The sequence below is a fragment of the Marinibactrum halimedae genome (genome assembly GCF_021234875.1).
Classification (GTDB): domain Bacteria; phylum Pseudomonadota; class Gammaproteobacteria; order Pseudomonadales; family Cellvibrionaceae; genus Marinibactrum; species Marinibactrum halimedae.
The window spans coordinates 141,669-160,945 of sequence record NZ_JAJQVM010000003.1; the positions used below are offsets into that span (position 1 = coordinate 141,669).

Below are 19,277 nucleotides of genomic sequence, written 5' to 3' on the forward strand. Positions count from 1 at the left end.
AGTACTGGTGTCGTTATAAGTCACCAGCACTGTGCAAAGCAGGCGCTACCCACCTGCGATTTTGACGGAGAAGTGCATTTTTTCCAATTCAACTTTTAATTTTTCACGTTGGTCGGTCTGTATTTCTATGACATCGTCTTTCACAGACCCACCTACGCCGCAAGCTTGTTTTAGTTTTTTCGCAATGGCTTTTAAGTCTTGTCCTTCAATCCCTGTAATCAGGCTGACTCCTTTTCCTTTTCTTCCTTTCGTTTCGCGATGAATACGCACAATGCCGTCTCCGCTGGAAGTGGTTGTTTTAGGGGGGCTGTCATTGGGTTTAATACGCCCAGTTTCAGTGGAGTAGACCAAGCGGGATTCTCGAGTCATAGGAATACCTGTATTGCAGTACTTAAATGAATATCATGTAAACGTACTATAGGTATAAGTGCCCTATGTATAAATACCTTATGTATAAATAGTTTACATATGAACATACTTGAAAGCATACACATGCTTGAGGAAAGAAAGAATAACAAAAAACTTTACTAAGAGAGTGAGCTATACAGGCTTAAATGCACGGGTTGAACTTTTCTGAATGAGAGTCTCCATAGAGATTGTTATTCGATACATTGTCATTTGGTAGATTGTCATTCGATACATTGTCATTCGATACATTGTCATTCGATACTACAGGGCCTGGAAGAAGAGTGTTTCAGCCATATTTTTAGTGTTACAGGTTTAGATTTTTAAGGGGGCTACTTGTGTCACAAGGTTTGCGTGAGCGATTGTTCACCATTATTTTTGGCACCGATACATCATCAGGTAAGCGATTTGACCTTGTTCTTATTGCTGTTATTTTAGCCAGTGTTTGTGCGGTGATAATGGACTCTGTTGAGCCTTTTGCAACCGACTATAAACGGTATTTATTGTGGGCAGAGTGGGCGTTTACAATTTTTTTTACACTGGAATACGGACTTCGTGTGTACTGCGCACCTAACCGGTGGCGATATGTGCGTAGTTTTTATGGTGTTGTGGATGTACTGGCGATTTTGCCCACCTATCTTGGGTTGTTTCTAGGTAACATTAATTATTTATTGATCATTCGTTTATTGCGGGTATTGCGAATATTTCGTGTACTCAAATTAGTACAATATCTTCAAGAAGCGAATACGCTTATTCGTGCCATGGTGGCATCCCGCCGCAAAATCTTAGTGTTTTTTGCCACCGTATCCGTAATTGCCACCGTATTTGGTTCACTGATGTTTGTTGTTGAGGGGCCGGAAAATGGGTTCACCAGTATTCCGAAAAGTATTTATTGGACGATTGTGACCATTACGACTGTCGGCTATGGAGATATCACACCTCAGTCACCGGCGGGCCAAGTCATTGCCGCATTGGCGATGTTAACGGGGTATTCGATCATTGCCGTACCCACCGGGATTTTAACCGCTGAGTTGAGTCAAGAAATGCAACGTGAACGTCATTCACGCTCTTGTCCGAATTGTTCACGCTCGGATCATGATCGAGATGCGATTTATTGTAAGCATTGTGGCTGTGACTTAGATAAAAAGGTCGTCTAGTGAAATTCGCTCGATGTTTCAGTTCGGTGGACGTTTAGAGAGAAGGTTCTAGTGTCTGTGCGTTTTTCTCTGGCGCTTTGTTTCTTTCAGAGGCTTTCTCGCGGCTGGCTTTCGGTGGATGGCGGTCAGGCAGCCATTCAATCAGTTCAATATGTCCGTTGCTGTGTTCTAAAAGCGCAGTACAGGACTCTACCCAGTCTCCTGTATTGTAATAGTCAACATTGTTGACATGTTTGATTGCGGCGTGATGAATATGGCCACAGACGATACCATCATAACCTTGTTTTGCCGCCATATGGGAGGCGGCTTTTTCATAGTCAATAATATAGGTTTGAGCACGCTTGATGTGACTTTTCAAAAAACCGGCAAACGACCAGTACCCATATCCGTACTTTGCACGCCACCGATTAAACTGTCGGTTTAAAAACATCAATAAATCGTAACCCCAGTCACCCACCCACTTTAAAAATCGGTGGGCTCGTGTAACGCCATCGAATTGATCTCCATGAATAACCAATAAGCGTCGTTGGTCTGCGGTAATATGGGTGGTTCTGTTGAGCAAGTGGATATTGTCAAAACGATTATTGGCATATTTACGCAAGAATTCATCATGATTTCCCGTCACGTAATACACCGGCGTTCCCCGCTTGGAAATCTTCAGCAGCCGGCGAATAATTCGAGTATAGGATTTACGCCAGTGAATCTTCTTACTCATTCGCCAGCCATCAATAAAATCACCGACGATGTACAACATGTCACAACGGTGACTTTTCAAAAAATCGTTCAGAGCATCAGCTTTACAGTCTTTAGTGCCTAGATGCACATCTGAAATCCATATTGCGCGATATTTGAGTGGCTTGCCCCCATCGCCTTCCTGTTTTTTAGTTGAAGGGGTGGGGGTGGCATCTACAGATTCGCTCATCAAACGCGGTTGGTTGTGTTCTGATGAATGGTCGTCAGGGTGCGTTGGAGTGCGTAAACACTTGGATGTTTTGGCAGAAGCGGCATGATTGGCTGATGTATTCATATCGCAAAAGGATGCTGATCCTTGATGACATTTGCGTGACTTTTTTTTAACCAAATTATGAAAGTTATGAGGATTTTAGAGGCGCTTAAGGCCGCACATTGACAGGTATAGTCTTGTTTTTGAGTCTACTCCAGATTGTGTTCTAATCTTGCGGGTGGATTTTAAAAGAGCCATTAAAAAGCAGAGTATTACTAAATAGTACTACTAAATAGTACTACTAAAGAGCACTACTAAAGAGTACCGCTAAAAGATTGAGTACTCAGTTTTGAAGAAGTTATCTCATTAGGAGAAAACCTCATGAAAAAATTTTTCATAAAGGAGCAACGGTTATGAAAACAAGTGGGTTGGATGTTGAGCGCGACGAGCCTGCATTGGATAGTACGATGACTAAGGAGCTGCAAGAACATGTTTACGATTTGCAAGCGCGTGTGAGTTTTCAAGAAGATACAATTGCGCAATTGGATGAGGTTATTCACCGTCAAGATCAAGATATCAAACGCCTTTCTGAGCAATTGGCTTTTGTGGTATCAAAATGGAAAGATCTTGAGTATTGGATGCAGCAAAAAGTCCCTGTGACAGATGAGAAGCCGCCGCATTATTGATTTACCTCCCAAATTAAGAGAATGGCTAATAAGGCGCTGTGAAAAGCCTAGCGTTTCTTCACGTACAGGTCGCGTATATTCACCTACTCTAATGAGGTAAGCATCTGAAGTATCGAGATATGAGATGGTATTTTGTACTTTCAGCCAGTTAATGGCCAGGTGTGTGGTAATGATAGGTGTATTGCGGGGAATGATATGACGAAAGTACAGCCACGGGCTGTTCCACCTTCAACTGAACATCATCACATGTTGATGTCAGCACTGGGAACGCTGGGTGCAATCGTATGGACCTTTGATCTTGATCGTCATGTGATGTCTTACTCGCAAGAGCTCGGAATTCGTGCTGGCATTGATGGAGGGGAGAGTGAAAGTACGCTAACGGAGCTGGATGTTTTTGAGTGCCTAGATGATGAGCATGTCGAGGCGTTTTTGATCGCTGCCGAAGAAGCTTATCGTTCGCAAACCCCTTTAGATTTCCAGACGCACATTCGTTTGTATGGGGCATTAATGCCTTACCGGATGCTGGGAAGCCCAGAAACTCAGGCGTCAGCCCGTTTAATCTCTGGGCTGATGCTATCGGGTATAGACAGTTCTGGGGTATTGAGTTGTGTGCTGAATCATACCGAGACACCTGTGTACGTTAAGGACCTCAACGGTTTTTATTTGTACGTAAACCCTGCTTTCGCTGCAATTTTTGATCGAACCCCTGAAGAGTTATATGGGTTTGATGATCAGCATATTAATTTAGTGGGCGCTCATCGGCAGTTATCTCAAATTTATAAAGAGCAAGAACATAAGGCACTATCGCTTGGGACCTTGGTGGCCAGTGAAGAGGTGGTGGTTGGTGTGACGTATTTATGCAATCGCTTCCCTGTAAGTAATAGTCAAGGTAGAGTTTTTGCGGTGGGTGGTATTTTTATTAATATCACTCGACAAAAAGCCCATGAGCATACCGCTGAAATACAGCATCAACAATTGCAAACAGTGATTGATCATTTACCGTCATTGGTCATGTACCTAGATTCAAATTTAAATGTGGTCAGTATTAATCGTAGCTTTGCTGAATACTCCAATGCACATGTCACAAATACGCAAGAAAGAAAGCAACCTTTGTTAGAATATTTTCCAGGGTATGGACAACCGTCATTGACTCAGTCTATTGAGCAAGCTTTCAATAGCGGCAAGAGTAGCATGAGTCAATTAATTGAGCATGTGGTTACGGGTAATGTTCGTTGGTATCGGTTGGATGTCATACCTACAGGCTCTTCTTCTATTAGTGCTTTAACATCAACGTCTTCTACAGAAACATCTCCCGTGGAAGGGTTATCCATAGAGTCATCGATTAAAAAAATAGAGTCATCGACTACAAAAATAGAAGTATCGGCTGACAAAATAGAAGCAAGAGGTGTTTTACTGATTGCAACGGATGTCACTGAGTCATCACAACAGCAATTGGTTTTGAAAGCCAGTGAAAAAAAATATCGAAATTTTGTCAGAAACAGCCAAGAAGGAATTTGTCAGCTATTGGTGACAAAAGCGTTGCCATTGAATTTATCTGTTGCTGAACGCACAGAGCTGATGATTGAAAACATGTTTATTGCTGAGTGTAATGCCACTTTTTCCACGTTTTTTGGCTTTGATCAACCTGAGGAATGTGAAGGTCAGTCGCTGGTCAGTTTACTTGGTCGTGCCAGTATAAGCCGGTGGGCACAGATGTTTATTAATAATAATTATAAAATTGGGTCGTTTGAATTGGAATACATTGATGTTTTGGGAAAACTCCGGTGGTTGAATGTCAGTGCCTATGGTGAGTTGGAGCGTGATTTATTGGTTTCTGTGTGGGTGACTTGTGCTGATGTCACTGATCGGCATCTGTATTTTGAACAATTAGAACGACATGCTAATTATGATAGTTTAACAGGGTTGCCTAATCGAAATAAATTACAAAAGTCTATAGAGCGAGTTTTAAAGAAAGTTAATGAGCGTCAAATATTGGGTTTGATGATCATTAATATTGATCGATTTAAGGAATTAAATTCATCTTTGGGGCATCAAGTCGGTGATGGCGTATTAAAAAAAGTGGCGCAACGGATTTACAATATCTGTCGTGAATACAATGGAATGGCGGCAAAATTGGGCGGAGATGAGTTTGCAGTTTACCTTGTGGAAAAATCTGAAACGATTATTTTGGGGGCCGCACAAGCGATATTGGCGTCGCTTTCTCAATCTTTTGAACTGGGTGTATTTAACTCGGGTGTGGGTGCCAGCATAGGTGTCTCTTATGCGCCTGTTCATGCGAAAGATTTTTCTTCATTAATGCGAGCAGCTGATTCTGCTTTATACCATGCCAAAGAGCAGGGTCACTCTATTTTACCTTACAACGCCTCGTTTAATTCCATGACACCTAAGCGGATTGCATTGCTATCAGATTTACACCGAGGTATATGGGAAAATCAGTTAAGGTTAGTATATCAACCGAAAGTGGACATTCAGTCTCAGACGTTGGTTGGGTTTGAAGCCTTATTACGTTGGCAACACCCTGCATTGGGCAATGTTAAGCCAGACGAATTTATCCCTTTGGCAGAATCTTCCAACTTTATTCGACCTTTAACATCCTGGGTATTGGATGCCGCGTTTACACAGTTGCGACGTTGGCGAGATAAAGGCTTTAATGTCACTTTGGCTGTGAATTTGTCTGTGAGAAATTTGCATGACCAAGGTTTGGTCGAAAGTATTATACAGTCTATGGCAAATTATGAGTTGCCACCGAGTTGCCTAGAATTAGAGCTGACTGAAACTGTGATCATGTCAGACCCTAAGCTAGTACAAGAGGTCTTGAATGGTTTGCATGACCACGGTATTAAAATGTCGATTGATGATTTTGGTACGGGATACTCTTCATTAGTCTATTTAAAGCGATTGCCAGTAAGTACTTTGAAGGTAGATTATTCCTTCGTGGTGAATATGCTCTCGGATGAACAGGATGAAATCATTGTACGTTCTACTATTAATCTTGCTCACAATTTGGGCCTAAAAGTTATTGCAGAAGGTGTGGAGAATTTAGAGACGCTTAAGCGTTTAGGGGAGTTAAATTGTGATCAGGCACAAGGCTTTTACATCGGTCACCCTTTGGAAGAGTCGGCCATTGAAGGATGGCTGAATGAAAATCAACAATGGAGATTGAAAGAAGATCATTGACTGTAATCATCTCCTTGCTCTTCTTAGAGCTGGTAGATTAGTATCCTATCTCTTCATTTTTTGGGCGCTGACGCAGGAAGGTAGATGTTGCAAAACCGGTGTGAAGTTATTTGCAGGCGTTCCATTTTGACTTTTAATTTCACTGGAAGAGCTGGCCTTGAAATTTTCTCTTTATCTTAGTCGCGTAATAGGGTTCATTTTTCATACTGTGCTTTTGGCAGTATCACTAGGTTTTGTTTCTCCTCTTTGGGCTGAAAATAGATTAGTACAGACTCAATATGGCCAGATAGACGTCCCAGAGGGTATCAAGCGTGTGGTCACTTTGCATGAAGGCGCACTGGATGCAGCGGTGGCCTTGGGTATCGAGCCTCTTGGTGCTATTGCGACCAGAGGGGGGAAGGGGGTGGCAACGTATTTGGCAGACTCAGTTCCCGAGATTACTATTGTGGGAACAGCCAGAGAAATCAATATTGAAGCTATTCTTGCATTAAGACCTGATTTAATTCTGGCTTCTCCAACCATGCAAAAACGGCAATACAATTTACTTTCTAAATTAGCACCAACGATTGTTCCTGCCGTTAAACTCTTATCTAAAGACGCTTGGAAAAATAATTCTAGAGTGTATGCTCAAGCGTTGGGGAAATCAGTTGAGCTTGAAAAAATATTGATTAATCTTGATCAGCGTATTACTTCGACAAAAAACCAATTGGGACAAGAAGGCCTTACCGCTACGTTAGTTCGCTGGACGCCACAAGGGCCATTGTTGATGTCTCCCGATATCAATTCTGCACAAATCTTGGCGCAGGTAGGCTTTCAGCTCAAAGGAAAAGAGGCCATTAAGGCTGGTCGTCCTCACAGTGACCCGTTGAGTCAAGAAAACCTGAACTTAATTAATGCGCAATGGTTATTTTTATCCAGCGTTAACCAAGATGGTAACAAGGCATTACAAACGGCCAAGTTATCACCCGCCTTTACACGATTAGAAGCCGTCAAAAACAATCGTGTCATAGTGGTCGATGGACAGCTTTGGACCAGTTCGTCAGGCCCGCTGTCTGCTAAAGCGATCTTAGATGATTTACAACAGCAAGTGCTATCAACACAAAAGCCCAACTAGATCTATTGGGTGAGCGTAAACATGAGATTATTGTTAAGCCTCTGCTTATTGCTGGTGATGTTATTTGCCAGCATGCTCATTGGTTCGGGTAATGTTCCCTTCGTTGACGCGCTAGCGGCTCTTGGAAATCAAGGGTCTGAGACCGCACGCTTTGTCGTTTGGGAGTTGCGGTTTAGTCGAACACTGATGGCCCTGGTCGTTGGCGTATGCCTAGCCGTTGCCGGTGCGTTAATGCAAACCTTAACCAAAAACCCTTTGGCTGAGCCTGGGTTGATGGGGGTCAGTGCGGGCAGTGCCTTCGCCATTGGTTTGGCCATTTTGTTCGGCGCTGGGGCGGCAGACCTTTCCGTGTGGCCTGCGCAAATCGGTGCGCTGGTGGGTTGCCTTCTCGTGATTTGGATTAGCCAGACCCAAAATTTGGCGAATGACCCGGTGCGATTGGTGTTGACCGGGGCGACCTTATCCGCTCTTTTGCTTTCTTCAACGGCCATTATTTTGATGCTGGATGATCGAGTTGCCGATGAAATTCGCTTCTGGATCATGGGCAGTGTTGCTGGGCGCAATGTTAATACGTTATATCATGTGATGCCGTCTTTGGTGATTGCCGGTCTTATTGTTGCGGTATTTATCAGGCCGCTTGCCTCGATTGGCTTGGGGGAAACGGTGGCGGTGGGCCTGGGGCACAACCCAAATAAGATCCGAATGGTGATTATTATTGCGGTGGCTTTATTGGTTGGCGCTGCAACCGCAGTGGCTGGCCCTCTTATTTTTGTTGGGTTGGTTGTTCCTTTTACCGCCCGCGCGATTGCAGGAACGGATATCCGTCGATACCTCTGGCAATGTTTATTGCTGGGCCCCTGTTTATTAGTGTTTGCCGATATTATTTGTCGCGTTATTGTTCCCCCTTCAGAGTTACCCGTGGGTGTTTTGACTACGTTGATTGGTGCGCCAGTCTTACTTTTTCTTGTGCACACTAAACGTATTCCCCGGTTATAGGTAAGCGGCTGTGAATGTTTTATCAGAGATAAAAAAGAGTGAGAACAAGACGGTTTCTCGTCAGTCTCGTTTCCGAACGTCTGTATTTCAAAATATGCCAGTCATCGGGTTAATGCTGCTGTTGTTATTGGTAGCTTGTTCGGCATTGATGTTGGGTACCGTCTCGCTCAGTTTGGAACAGCTGCAAAGCATCTTATTGGGTGAAGGAGACCCTTTACTGCAGTTTATGGTGGTGGAAATTCGCCTGCCTCGTGTATTGTCGGCCATAGTGACTGGCGCCGGGTTTGCCTTGGCGGGTTTGCTAATGCAGATTTTGGCGAGAAATCGTTTAGCAACGCCCAGTATTATTGGTATCGACAGTGCCTCAACGACTTTTGTGGTTATCGGCTTAACGGCCGGTTGGGCCATTGCCCCTCATTGGCTGGCGCTATTGGGTGCGTTTGTGACTGCGTCACTGATTTTGGTAGTGGCTCGTGGCACTGGTACGCAAGGTCACCGCTTTATTATTACTGGGCTCGGTATTGGTGCCATCGCCAGTGCCATGACTCAGTTGGTTTTAAGCCGAACCAATATCGATTTTGTTAATCAAGCCTTTGCCTGGACAGTAGGCAGTCTTAATACGCCTTCAGTAGAAGCGTTAAAGATTGCCAGCGTGGGCATCTTAATCAGTTTTATTATCACTTTATTCTTTAGGCGAACATTGCAGATCATGCAGTTTTCCGATGCCAGAGCCATTGTTCTCGGCTGCTCCATCGATAAAATGCGCCTGTTTTGTTTGGTGTTGTCTGTGGTGACCACGGCACTGGCGGTGTCGGTTGTTGGGCCTGTTGGGTTTATTTCTTTATTGGGGCCAGAAGTAGCGAGGCGCTTATTGGGACAACACAAAATTCCCTTATTGGCGACCTGCCTGGTTGGTTCCATTTTCATGATACTGGCAGATTTAATTGGAAGAACGGCTTTTGCCCCCTTGGAATTACCCGTTGGTATGGTCACGGCGATTGTGGGTAGCCCCTATTTACTCTGGTTGTTAACTCGACAGCCTAAAGGAAGCATTTAATGGCCTCTGTACATTCTGATTTACCATTGCACTTAATGGAGGCGAGCGAGCTTTCTTTAGGACACGATGACACACTGATTATTGAGCGGCTTTCCGTTCGTTTACAACCTGGATCGATTAGTGCCATTGTTGGGCCAAATGGCTGTGGAAAATCCACTTTATTGAAAGGATTATCACGGATTTTAACCCCAAAAGCGGGGCAGGTTTTGTTGGATGGTAAAGATGTAAAACAACTCCCTTCACGAGAAGTCGCCAAACACATTGGTCTAATGCCGCAGGATAACCAAGCGCCAGATGGCATTACCGTCCGAGAGTTGGTGGAGTTTGGTCGTCATCCGCATCAGGGTTTATTTCGACAATGGACGAAGGAAGACGAAAGTATTGTCAACATGGCCATTGCCTCAGCCGATTTAACGGATATTCAAGATCGTAAACTGGAAACGCTTTCGGGCGGCCAGCGACAGCGTGCTTGGATTGCTATGACCGTTGCACAAGATACATCAATTTTATTATTGGATGAGCCGACTTCTGCGTTAGATCTTGGCCACGAATTAGAGGTTTTGGAGCTTATTAAACGTCTAAATGAGCAAGGAAAAACCATCGTGATGGTGATACACGATATTAATATGGCTTGTCGCTTTGCCGATCACCTTATTGCCATGGTGGGAGGGAAAATTGTGGCAGAAGGGGCGCCGGAAAAGGTCATCGATAAGTCATTGATACGAGATTTATACAAAGTCGATTGTGATATTGTTTCTCAGCCCGGTTACTCGTACCCCATGATCATACCGAAAACACTGTGTGAATAACCTTATTCAAAGTATTGTTTATTTCAGATAGCTTAAATTCCTTTTGAATGCATTCGTATTCATCACTCTTTTTTCTAAAATTTAGATAATCTCATAAAGTTGCCTTTTTTATTGGGGCAACTTTGGCGCCCAGTAGTACAAGTCAGCAGTACAAACATTAATGCAAACATTAGTACAATATTATAATAATTATTGGGCATTTCAATATTCTGGTTTTATTGGTTGCTGAGTTAATCTTAACGCCTAGCCTTTAAAATCAAGTTCAATGACACGTCCTGTGTCGGTGAGTTTATCATGTCTATTCGTTATCAGCGTATTGCATCGTGCTTAATGTGTGCAGGGGTGTATTTCACTCCTATCGCTCAAGCTGAAATTGCAGCGACGCATATATACCACAATCATATGCCAAATTTCTGGCCCTATTATGATGTAATGACCTATGCCGCAACGCCAATCGGTGCATCGATTCGTTATACCTATGATGGCCAGGTCGTTGAGTTGAAAAAAAATCCTGGCCCCGATTATTCTTTTTACATTCCGGGTAGCGGACAACCGATGCCGCACGATGATTTAATTAGTTATTATTCCCACCATGCAAAAAGAGGGGCTTACTTAAATTGGCCGATGGAAACGGTTAATCAAAATCGCCGTAATCACCCATTGAGTCAAACGCACGTAACCATGTCTGGCTCGGTGATTAATAACGTACAAAGCTTTGCTGAACTTGGCAATTTATCCGGCTATAACTTGGGGTGGGGGAGCGCATGGCGTAATACTCAAAACTCGGTTAAAACCGCCAATGGGTTTAACGCGTTGGATACAATTAATTTTTCCGGTCATCACTCGATGGGGCCGTTGGTGGGGCGAGATTACTTATTAAAAGATATTGTTTATCAGCGTGCCACATTAGCACAGCCGTATTTTATTGGCTCTCAATTTAAAAAATCCAAAGGCTTTTTCCCAACGGAATTGGGTTTTTCAGAAAGAATTATTCCTACTTTAAGCAAGCTGGACATCGAGTGGTCGGTACTGGGTAATGTTCATTATTCACGTACATTGCAAGATTACCCGTACTTAAATGACCCGGGTGTGGATACATTAATTTCCCCGCCGAATCGCGCTGACCTTCAAAATGAAAGCTCAGTCGGTCGGTGGAAATCCATTCAGATGTTTAATGAACAACAAGTGACTCACAATAAATTTCCTTTTGCCTCCATACCTCACTGGGTGCAATACGTGGATCCAGAAACAGCGCAAGTTTATAAAGTGGCGGGTATTCCTGTGGAGCAGGCCAGCTCGTGGGAAGAAGGTTATCAAGGTTCGGTTTCAGCGGGGTTTTTAAAAGAATTTGAAGGTGATGCGAGGTCCTTAGGTCGTCAGCAATACTTTGTGATTGCCCACGATGGCGATAACTCTTCTGGTCGTGCCGGTGATGGGGGTACGTGGGCCAATTCGGGCCGGGTGACTTATGCGGAATCCGGTGTGACGGGCATGGGGGTTGAAGAGTACCTGAGGGTAAATCCGATACCCGCTAATGATGTCGTTCATGTGCAAGATGGATCGTGGATTGATACACGAGACTCTTCTGCTGATCCGACTTGGTATCACTGGCATTTGCCCATGGGAGTGTGGGATGCGCAATTATCGGCATTTAATACTGCCAATGGCACAAACTTTCCTCAATTGTTTGCCGAAAATGGCAGCAAGCGATCCCATATGCCGTCACTGGAAATGGGGTATCACTATTTAGAAAGAAATTTTGCTTTACTGCAAGCGGCAGAAAACTACGCCAAAACGGCTGAGCAAATTTGGTTAGATTCGCACCCCAATTATTGGTCGCCCTCATCTACCTTAGACCGAGAAGTGACTTATAGCGGTAATCAGCTTAACCCATGGATGATGAGTTACCCTGTAAAAGGGGATGAAAATAACGATTATGCCGGTGGTGCTAATCCTGCAGAATTGGCGTGGTATTTTTTAATTGCATCCATTGATTCTGGATTTGGTTACTACGATGAAAATGTTGACGATAACGTTAAACCGACGATTTCGTTTAATCAATCGTTGTATTTTTCGAAACCGTACGTTGCTGACCATCGCGCTGATGATCGAACTGGGCCCTCTATATGGTGGCCGCAACGCTACCCTTACAATCCGGGAAGTGTGAATAATTCCAAGGCAGAAGGGTGGGCAACCATGTACATGAACACCACCTTTGCGATTTACACTTATGCCTTTGATGTGAGTGGTCTATCATCGATTTCGGTAAAAGTACGCGAACATAAAAATAAAAGCGCCAGCGCCACCGATAAAACCTACCAACTGTATCATCCTGAGCGACATGCGAATGACCCGAATGTGAACCCCAATAATGTGGGTGAGTGGGCGAGTTATCCGTTGCAGCGTCGTGATTTATCTTCGGTTATTAACGGTGTGCCGTGGCAACCTTCTGGCCAGGCGACATTTAATGTTGTGCCCGCTGAAGACATTGGCGATTTGTATTATGCCTATTTCAATCAATACCAAGATACGTTGCTGGATTATTATATTGAGGCGCGGGATTCTCGTGGCAATATCACTCGTAGTGATATTCAGCAAGTTTATGTGGGTACAGGGCGTTATCGTCGAAATAGCGATGGGAAATTGGTAGAAGACATCAATGGGCCAATCACTGGAGAGCATCCATTTTTTACCGACGATGTTTCATTTAACCTGCCGCCACAAGCTGTTATTCAACCCGGAAATTTGATTGTTCAAAAAGGAGATACCGTGGTGTTGGATGGCCGAGCCTCCAACGATGATGATGGTGAAATTGTGGCATACCAATGGAGTACGGGGGAGAGTACGGAGGTGATTGAGTTTATCGCTGATCAAACTCAAATCATTGAACTGACTGTCACGGATAACGAAGGTGCTTCAAATAGCACATCGGTGACCATCACCCTAGAAGGGGATGATATACCAACGGATTATGATCAAAATTTCCCAAGTCTTTATTTTCGCGGTACGCCAAATAATTGGGGCACAAGCGAGATGGTCTTGGTGGCTGATCATACTTGGCAAATAGAAATAGAGTTAGATGGCCGTAATAATCAACGATATAAAGTCGACTTGTACGGGGACTGGCGAGACAATTACGGCGATAACAATGGTGATGGTGTTCTTGATGGCGGTGGCGGTGATATCTATACCAGTGTGACAGGGGTGTATCGGTTAACCGTGAATGATGAAACCTTGTCTTATCAATTGGAGCAGGTCTCTGATGGGCCCGATGACGAATTACGGAAAAATTTCTCGCAGCTTTATTTTCGAGGAACGCCGAATGGTTGGGGCGTGACAGAAATGTCATTGATTGATCACCATCGTTGGGCAGTCTTAGTCGATTTTTCTGGCCAATCGGATCAGCGCTTTAAAGTGGATGTGAATGGTGATTGGTCGGAGAATTATGGTGATAATCAAAATGATGGGCGTCTTGATGGTAATGGAGCGGACATCTATACCAGTGTACGGGGGCGGTATTGGGTGGAGGTGAACGACCAAACCATGAGTTATAGCATAAGAGCGGAATAGGTATTTTTTCCAAGGATGGGATGGTTGTCGGTGAGTTAGGTTAGAGTTTTACCTCTAACCTTTTTCGGCCTCAAAGAGGTGTTGGTTTGATGCCATGCTTGTGTTTTGTGAAAATTTTGTCATTAAAAGGTAAAGCGCTCCAGCAATAAATAAACCGGTAAACCAGGCGTATTGATAGAGAATGTCAAAAATAATCGGTACGTTTTTTATAAAGCCTGCCGTATGAAAAAAGCCGGGTAAATTAGGCAGTACACCCGCAATAAAGGCAATAATACCATTCCAGTTCCAGCCGTTATTGGCGCCATATTGCCCGTCGTGGCGAAAAAGTGCATCAATTTCCAAATCGCATTTTTTAACGATAAAATAATCGGCCATTAAAATGCCGGCAATGGGCCCCAGTAAAGCAGAATAGCCAATTAACCAAGTAAAGATAAACCCACCAGACGATTCCAATAATTTCCAAGGAAACATTGCCAGCCCAATGCCTGCGGTAATGTACCCACCCATTTTAAAGCTGATTTTGCTTGGGTTGAGGTTAGAGAAACCATACGCCGGTGCCACAACATTCGCGGCTAAATTGGTGGTTAAGGTTGAAAGTGCTAGGGCAAACAACGCAATTACCACACTAATACCGCCCATTTTGCTGGTAAGTACAACCGGGTCCCAAATCGCTTCGCCGTAAATGGTTACGGTGGCTGAGGTAACGGCCACACCGATAAAAGCAAACAGAGCCATGGGCAAAGGTAAGCCGACGGCTTGGCCAAGAATTTGATCTTTTTGTGATTTTGCAAAACGTGTAAAGTCGGGAATATTTAAGGCGACGGTCGCCCAAAATCCTACCATCGCGGTAAGGCTTGAGAAGAATACGGATAAAAACTTCCCTTCTTTAGGAGCACCTTCCCCGAATTGCGATGGTGCCGATAACATTTCACCAAATCCACCCGCTTTTTGGTAGGCCCAAAATAATAAAGCTAACCCCATAAGAATAAGAAACGGAGCGCAATAGCTTTCGAGCCAGCGAATAGATTGTGTCCCTGATCGAATAAAGAAAATATGAATTAACCAAAAGGCGAAAAAGCAAAGTGTTTGCGCGATATCAATGCCGAGAAAAGGCAGGGTTGTACCATGAAAAGTATTGCCGGTAAGCGCATTGAGAATGACATAAATCGCGGAACCTCCTACCCACGTTTGTATGCCAAACCATCCACAGGCAACCAAACCTCTTGCAACCGCCGGAATTCGAGCGCCTTTTGTACCAAAAGCGGAACGTAATAAAACAGGAAAGGGTAAGCCGTGTTTTGCGCCTGCGTGCCCAATCATCACCATCGGAACTAAGACAATCATATTTCCTAGAAGAACGGTAGCAATGGCTTGCCACCAATTCATCCCTTCGGAAACCAGTCCCGCTGCAATCATATAGGTGGGAACACAAACGACCATCGCAACCCAGAGCGAAGCATAATGAAACCAATTCCAATTACGCTGTTCTAGTGTTGTCGGCGCTAAATCTTCGTTCCATAAGTCGGTATCGTAGTTACTACTGTAGTTACTACTGTAGTTACTATTGTGGTTACTACTGTCGCTATGACTACCGGAGCTAGGGTTGCGATTTTGGTGCATGGTTTGCTTTCCTGTTTCATTACGGGGGCGCATCAGGAAAAAGTTTTTGAATAGGTGCTTATAAAACGGCACCTATCAACTTATTTTTGCCAGACGCGTTTTACCCTTTAACTGGGGAATGCAAAACTCGCACCTTCTCTGACGCCACTGGAGGGCCAGCGTTGGGTGATGGTTTTTCGCTTAGTATAGAAGCGAACACCGTCTGGGCCATAAGCATGCAAATCACCGAAAAGGGATCGTTTCCATCCACCGAAACTGTGATAAGCAACAGGAACCGGAAGCGGTACATTAATTCCTACCATGCCCACTTGAATATGATCGGAAAAATACCGAGCGGCTTCCCCGTCGCGAGTGAAAATACAAGTACCATTGCCATACTCATGCCCATCAATCAGTTGCATGGCAGTATTCATGGAATCAACTCGAATGACTTGCAATACCGGCCCAAATATTTCGGCTTGATAGCTTTCCATGGAGGGCATTACTTTATCGATTAAGGTTGCACCGACAAAAAAACCATTTTCATAACCCTTCACTTGAATATTACGACCATCCACAACGATGTCTGCCCCTTGTTGTTCGGCACTGGTAATATAGGCTTTAACTTTGGTTTTGTGTTCGTGGGTGATCAATGGGCCAAAATCATTATCCGCATCTTGTGCTGGGCCAACTCGTAAATCTGCCATCGCTGCACTCAATTTATCCACTAATTGATTGGCGGTTTCTTCCCCTACCGCGACCACAACAGACAGTGCCATGCAGCGTTCACCGGAAGAGCCGAATGCCGCCCCCAGTAGTTGATTTACTGCGTTATCAATATCCGCATCGGGCATCACAATTGCGTGGTTTTTGGCCCCACCCAGGGCTTGGCAGCGTTTGCCATGGGCATTGGCCGTGGCATAAATACTTTCTGCAATGGGGGTTGAGCCAACAAAGCTAACGGCCTTAATGCGGGGTTCCGTTAGAAGCACATCGACGGCTTCTTTATCGCCATTAACCACATTAAATACGCCGTCTGGTAGACCCGCTTCTTTTAATAATTCCGCTAAATAGATGGCGCAACTGGGGTCGCGTTCAGACGGTTTTAAAACAAACGTGTTACCGCAGACAATGGCCAAAGGAAACATCCACAGTGGCACCATCGCAGGAAAATTAAAGGGAGTAATACCCGCAACAACACCCAGTGGCTGAAACTCACTCCAGGAGTCAATATTGGGGCCAACGTTTTTACTGTGTTCACCTTTTAATAATTGAGGTGCTGCACAGGCGAATTCTACGTTTTCGATACCTCGTTGTAATTCACCTGCGGCATCATGGCTGATTTTTCCGTGTTCTTGCCCAATTAGCTCAATAATTTTGTCAGCGTTTTTTTCTAATAAATATTTAAACTGAAACATCACCCGAGCACGTTTACTGGCAGGGGTATTTCGCCATTCGGAAAAGGCCGACTCTGCAGCATCAATGGCCTCTATGACGGTCTCTTTTGATGCTAGAAGGACGGATTTTTCTGTCTGTCCGGTAGCAGGATTATAAACAGGTTGAGAGCGCCCATCGGGGGCGACGGATTCACCGTTAATGTAATGGCCAATAGTCGTCATAGTATAACCTTGCTGATAGAGGTGAAAAATTCACACAAAAAATGCTAATGTTCTAATAAAGATAAAATTGCGTTGATTAAAGCTCGTGATAATTTCGTTGGTAGTAGAGCAACGAGCCTGAATCGGAATTTTTTTGAATCGCTAAGACTTCACAAAAAATTACATCGTGAGTCGCGACGCTTTTTATGTCGCTAATTCGGCAGTCAAAAGCGATTGCCGCTCCTTTTAATATGGGTGCGCCTGTTTTTAGGGTTTCCCATTCGCCCTCCATAAATCGTTCTTCCATGGGGGTTTTACCACCAAATAAATTAGAAAGAGCTGTTTGTTTGGCACTTAACGTGTTAATGGCAATCGGTGTGTTTTTCGAAATGGTACTTTCCAAATTGCCGTTGCTCAAAGCGTCGTTACTCAAAAAATACGGGTAGGCAGATGCGCTGCGATTTAAACAGACCAATAAGGTTGCCGGCGAGTCACTGACGCTACACACAGCAGTGGCAGTAAAGCCAGCTTTACGATTGGAATCACCCGTTGTAATGATGTTCACCGCAGCCGCCAGCCCTGCCATTCCCTCCCGAAAGGCTTCGGGAGAAAGGCATTCGTACTTTTCGATATTCACTTCACTGGATAGGGGCATGGAATTTCTCACTGTTAATAGCCGTCAGTGCATTAAACGATTTGGCAAGCTTGTTCGAAGCTCAAACGCGGTAAGCGCTTATGCACTTTTTCACCATCGCCATAACCGATATTAAGTAAAAAATTGACTTTCCATGTGCTGTTTTCAAAAAAGGTTTGGTTGAGTAATTCGGGGTTGAATCCAGACATGGCGCCGGTATCTAGCCCTAATGCACGGGCGGCGCTAATCAGATAAGCGCCCTGTAGTGAGCTGTTACGCATAGCGGTTTCATAGGCCGCGTCTGGGCTTGAAGTGAACCAGCTACGCGCATCCGCATAGGGGAATAGGGTAGGTAACTCTTCGTAAAATTCTTCATCGTACGCCACAATAATGGTGCAAGGCGCACTCATGGTTTGTTCCACATTACCGCTTGATAAACAAGGTTTGAGCTTTTCTCTGCCTTCGTCAGAGGCAATAAACACAAAGCGGGCTGGACAACAATTGGCTGAGGTCGACCCCACTTTGACGAGGTCATACAGTTGGTGTAATACCTCTTCAGGAATGGATTTCTCTTGCCAGCTCGTGTGAGTGTGAGCATCGGTAAACAGTTGTGCCAATGCAGCATCATTAAGTGGTGTCGTCATCGTTGATTTTCCAAAATAAAGTTACGGCAAATTTTATAAGTTATGATTGAGATGAGTTATCAGTATTTGATTAAATTTCTTCGGCTCTGTCACCGTGCAGGCATGGCCGCCGTAATCCATTAGGGTGAAAGTGGATTGAGGTAAATGTTCGGCTAAAATTTCAGAACGTTGCCAAGGCACCAATGTGTCATCTTTATTGGCGATAATTAAACTGTTGACATGAATAGAGTGCAGTTCGGATTCAATATCAAATTCACTTAAAGCATTAATGCGGGCCAACAAGTTGGACTTGTCGGGAAAGTTGGAAAGCCAGTGTTGCTCTTCTTCTTTCAACAATTCAACATTGCTGGCAATCCAGTCTGGTGGGTACAACAATAATGCCTGCATGTGTAGATAATCTTCTTTTGAACAATTATCTAATATGGCTTTTCGTATCGAGAAACATCGTTCCGTATGTGGATTAATTTGACTCCAAGCGTTTACCAGTACGATGCTGTCCAGTAACTCTGGATTTGTTTGGGCGATGTGTAGCGCAACCAACCCGCCAAGAGCGTGCCCAATTATATGGCAACATTGAATCGTTAATGATTCAAGTAACTCTTTAAGTTCGTTGGCCATATCTTGAATAGAGTATTGGTCTGATAGCGTCGCAGGGCTTCGTCCTGTACCGAGTTGGTCATAGACCAATACTCGATACTGGTCGATAAAGGCGGGTAATTGGGGTTTCCAGTAATTGGCTGATCCGCCTAGCCCTGAAATAAATACCAGAGTTGGGGCGCTGCTTTCTGTTAGTCCATGTAATTCATAGTGCATCAGTGTTTACCGCAATGTTTAGCGCTTTTTTAACTCAATGAAAATGTGTAGGCC

At 44.2% G+C, this 19,277-nt stretch carries 15 protein-coding genes; 8 read left to right on the forward strand and 7 right to left on the reverse strand.

Going from position 1 to position 19,277, the window contains the following annotated elements:
• Positions 1-45 precede the first annotated feature (45 nt).
• On the reverse strand, positions 46-369 hold the full coding sequence (locus tag LU351_RS02955; RefSeq protein WP_232592507.1) for an SUI1 family translation initiation factor: 324 nt from the start codon (positions 367-369) through the stop codon (positions 46-48).
• 374 nt (positions 370-743) lie between these two features.
• Here LU351_RS02955 and LU351_RS02960 point away from each other — a divergent pair, with 374 nt between their 5' ends.
• Complete coding sequence (locus LU351_RS02960; RefSeq protein ID WP_232592508.1) at positions 744-1,562, forward strand: ion transporter; 819 nt, start codon at positions 744-746, stop codon at positions 1,560-1,562.
• A gap of 34 nt (positions 1,563-1,596) precedes the next feature.
• Here LU351_RS02960 and LU351_RS02965 read toward each other — a convergent pair whose 3' ends face one another.
• Positions 1,597-2,589, reverse strand: coding sequence for a UDP-2,3-diacylglucosamine diphosphatase (locus LU351_RS02965; protein WP_232592509.1), 993 nt, complete (start codon positions 2,587-2,589; stop codon positions 1,597-1,599).
• A gap of 329 nt (positions 2,590-2,918) precedes the next feature.
• Between LU351_RS02965 and LU351_RS02970 the strand changes: the two genes are divergently transcribed.
• The 7 genes from LU351_RS02970 (at position 2,919) to LU351_RS03000 (ending at position 13,935) form a co-directional block, all read left to right on the forward strand.
• Positions 2,919-3,191 carry a SlyX family protein gene (locus LU351_RS02970; protein WP_232592510.1) on the forward strand — a complete coding sequence of 91 codons (273 nt, stop codon included), beginning with the start codon at positions 2,919-2,921 and terminating at the stop codon, positions 3,189-3,191.
• Between the two features lie 195 nt (positions 3,192-3,386).
• Entirely contained in the window at positions 3,387-6,389 is a 3,003-nt protein-coding gene (locus LU351_RS02975; protein ID WP_232592511.1) for a sensor domain-containing protein, read from the forward strand.
• Positions 6,390-6,603: 214 nt separating this feature from the next.
• Positions 6,604-7,503, forward strand: a complete 900-nt coding sequence (locus LU351_RS02980) for an ABC transporter substrate-binding protein (RefSeq protein WP_232592512.1) — start codon at positions 6,604-6,606, stop codon at positions 7,501-7,503.
• Positions 7,504-7,524: 21 nt separating this feature from the next.
• The gene (locus LU351_RS02985; protein ID WP_232592513.1) at positions 7,525-8,499 is read left to right on the forward strand and encodes a FecCD family ABC transporter permease; all 975 of its coding nucleotides are present in this window, start codon (positions 7,525-7,527) and stop codon (positions 8,497-8,499) included.
• 10 nt (positions 8,500-8,509) lie between these two features.
• Positions 8,510-9,556, forward strand: coding sequence for a FecCD family ABC transporter permease (locus tag LU351_RS02990; protein WP_232592514.1), 1,047 nt, complete (start codon positions 8,510-8,512; stop codon positions 9,554-9,556).
• Positions 9,556-10,365, forward strand: a complete 810-nt coding sequence (locus LU351_RS02995; RefSeq protein WP_232592515.1) for an ABC transporter ATP-binding protein — start codon at positions 9,556-9,558, stop codon at positions 10,363-10,365. The genes LU351_RS02990 and LU351_RS02995 overlap by 1 nt, the downstream gene beginning before the upstream one ends.
• 294 nt (positions 10,366-10,659) lie before the next feature.
• Positions 10,660-13,935, forward strand: a complete 3,276-nt coding sequence (locus tag LU351_RS03000; RefSeq protein ID WP_232592516.1) for a PKD domain-containing protein — start codon at positions 10,660-10,662, stop codon at positions 13,933-13,935.
• A gap of 54 nt (positions 13,936-13,989) precedes the next feature.
• On the opposite strand, the gene LU351_RS03005 is transcribed toward LU351_RS03000, so the two are convergent.
• The 5 genes from LU351_RS03005 to rutD form a co-directional block, all read right to left on the reverse strand.
• Complete coding sequence (locus LU351_RS03005; protein ID WP_232592517.1) at positions 13,990-15,555, reverse strand: NCS1 family nucleobase:cation symporter-1; 1,566 nt, start codon at positions 15,553-15,555, stop codon at positions 13,990-13,992.
• 107 nt (positions 15,556-15,662) lie between these two features.
• Positions 15,663-17,153, reverse strand: coding sequence for a CoA-acylating methylmalonate-semialdehyde dehydrogenase (locus LU351_RS03010; protein ID WP_232592518.1), 1,491 nt, complete (start codon positions 17,151-17,153; stop codon positions 15,663-15,665).
• Positions 17,154-17,229: 76 nt separating this feature from the next.
• On the reverse strand, positions 17,230-17,787 hold the full coding sequence (locus LU351_RS03015) for a flavin reductase (protein WP_232592519.1): 558 nt from the start codon (positions 17,785-17,787) through the stop codon (positions 17,230-17,232).
• Positions 17,788-17,819: 32 nt separating this feature from the next.
• Positions 17,820-18,410 carry a malonic semialdehyde reductase gene (locus tag LU351_RS03020; RefSeq protein WP_232592520.1) on the reverse strand — a complete coding sequence of 197 codons (591 nt, stop codon included), beginning with the start codon at positions 18,408-18,410 and terminating at the stop codon, positions 17,820-17,822.
• Between the two features lie 33 nt (positions 18,411-18,443).
• A complete protein-coding gene (gene rutD / locus LU351_RS03025; RefSeq protein ID WP_232592521.1) occupies positions 18,444-19,223 on the reverse strand; it encodes a pyrimidine utilization protein D in 780 nt (259 codons plus the stop codon).
• Positions 19,224-19,277 lie beyond the last annotated feature (54 nt).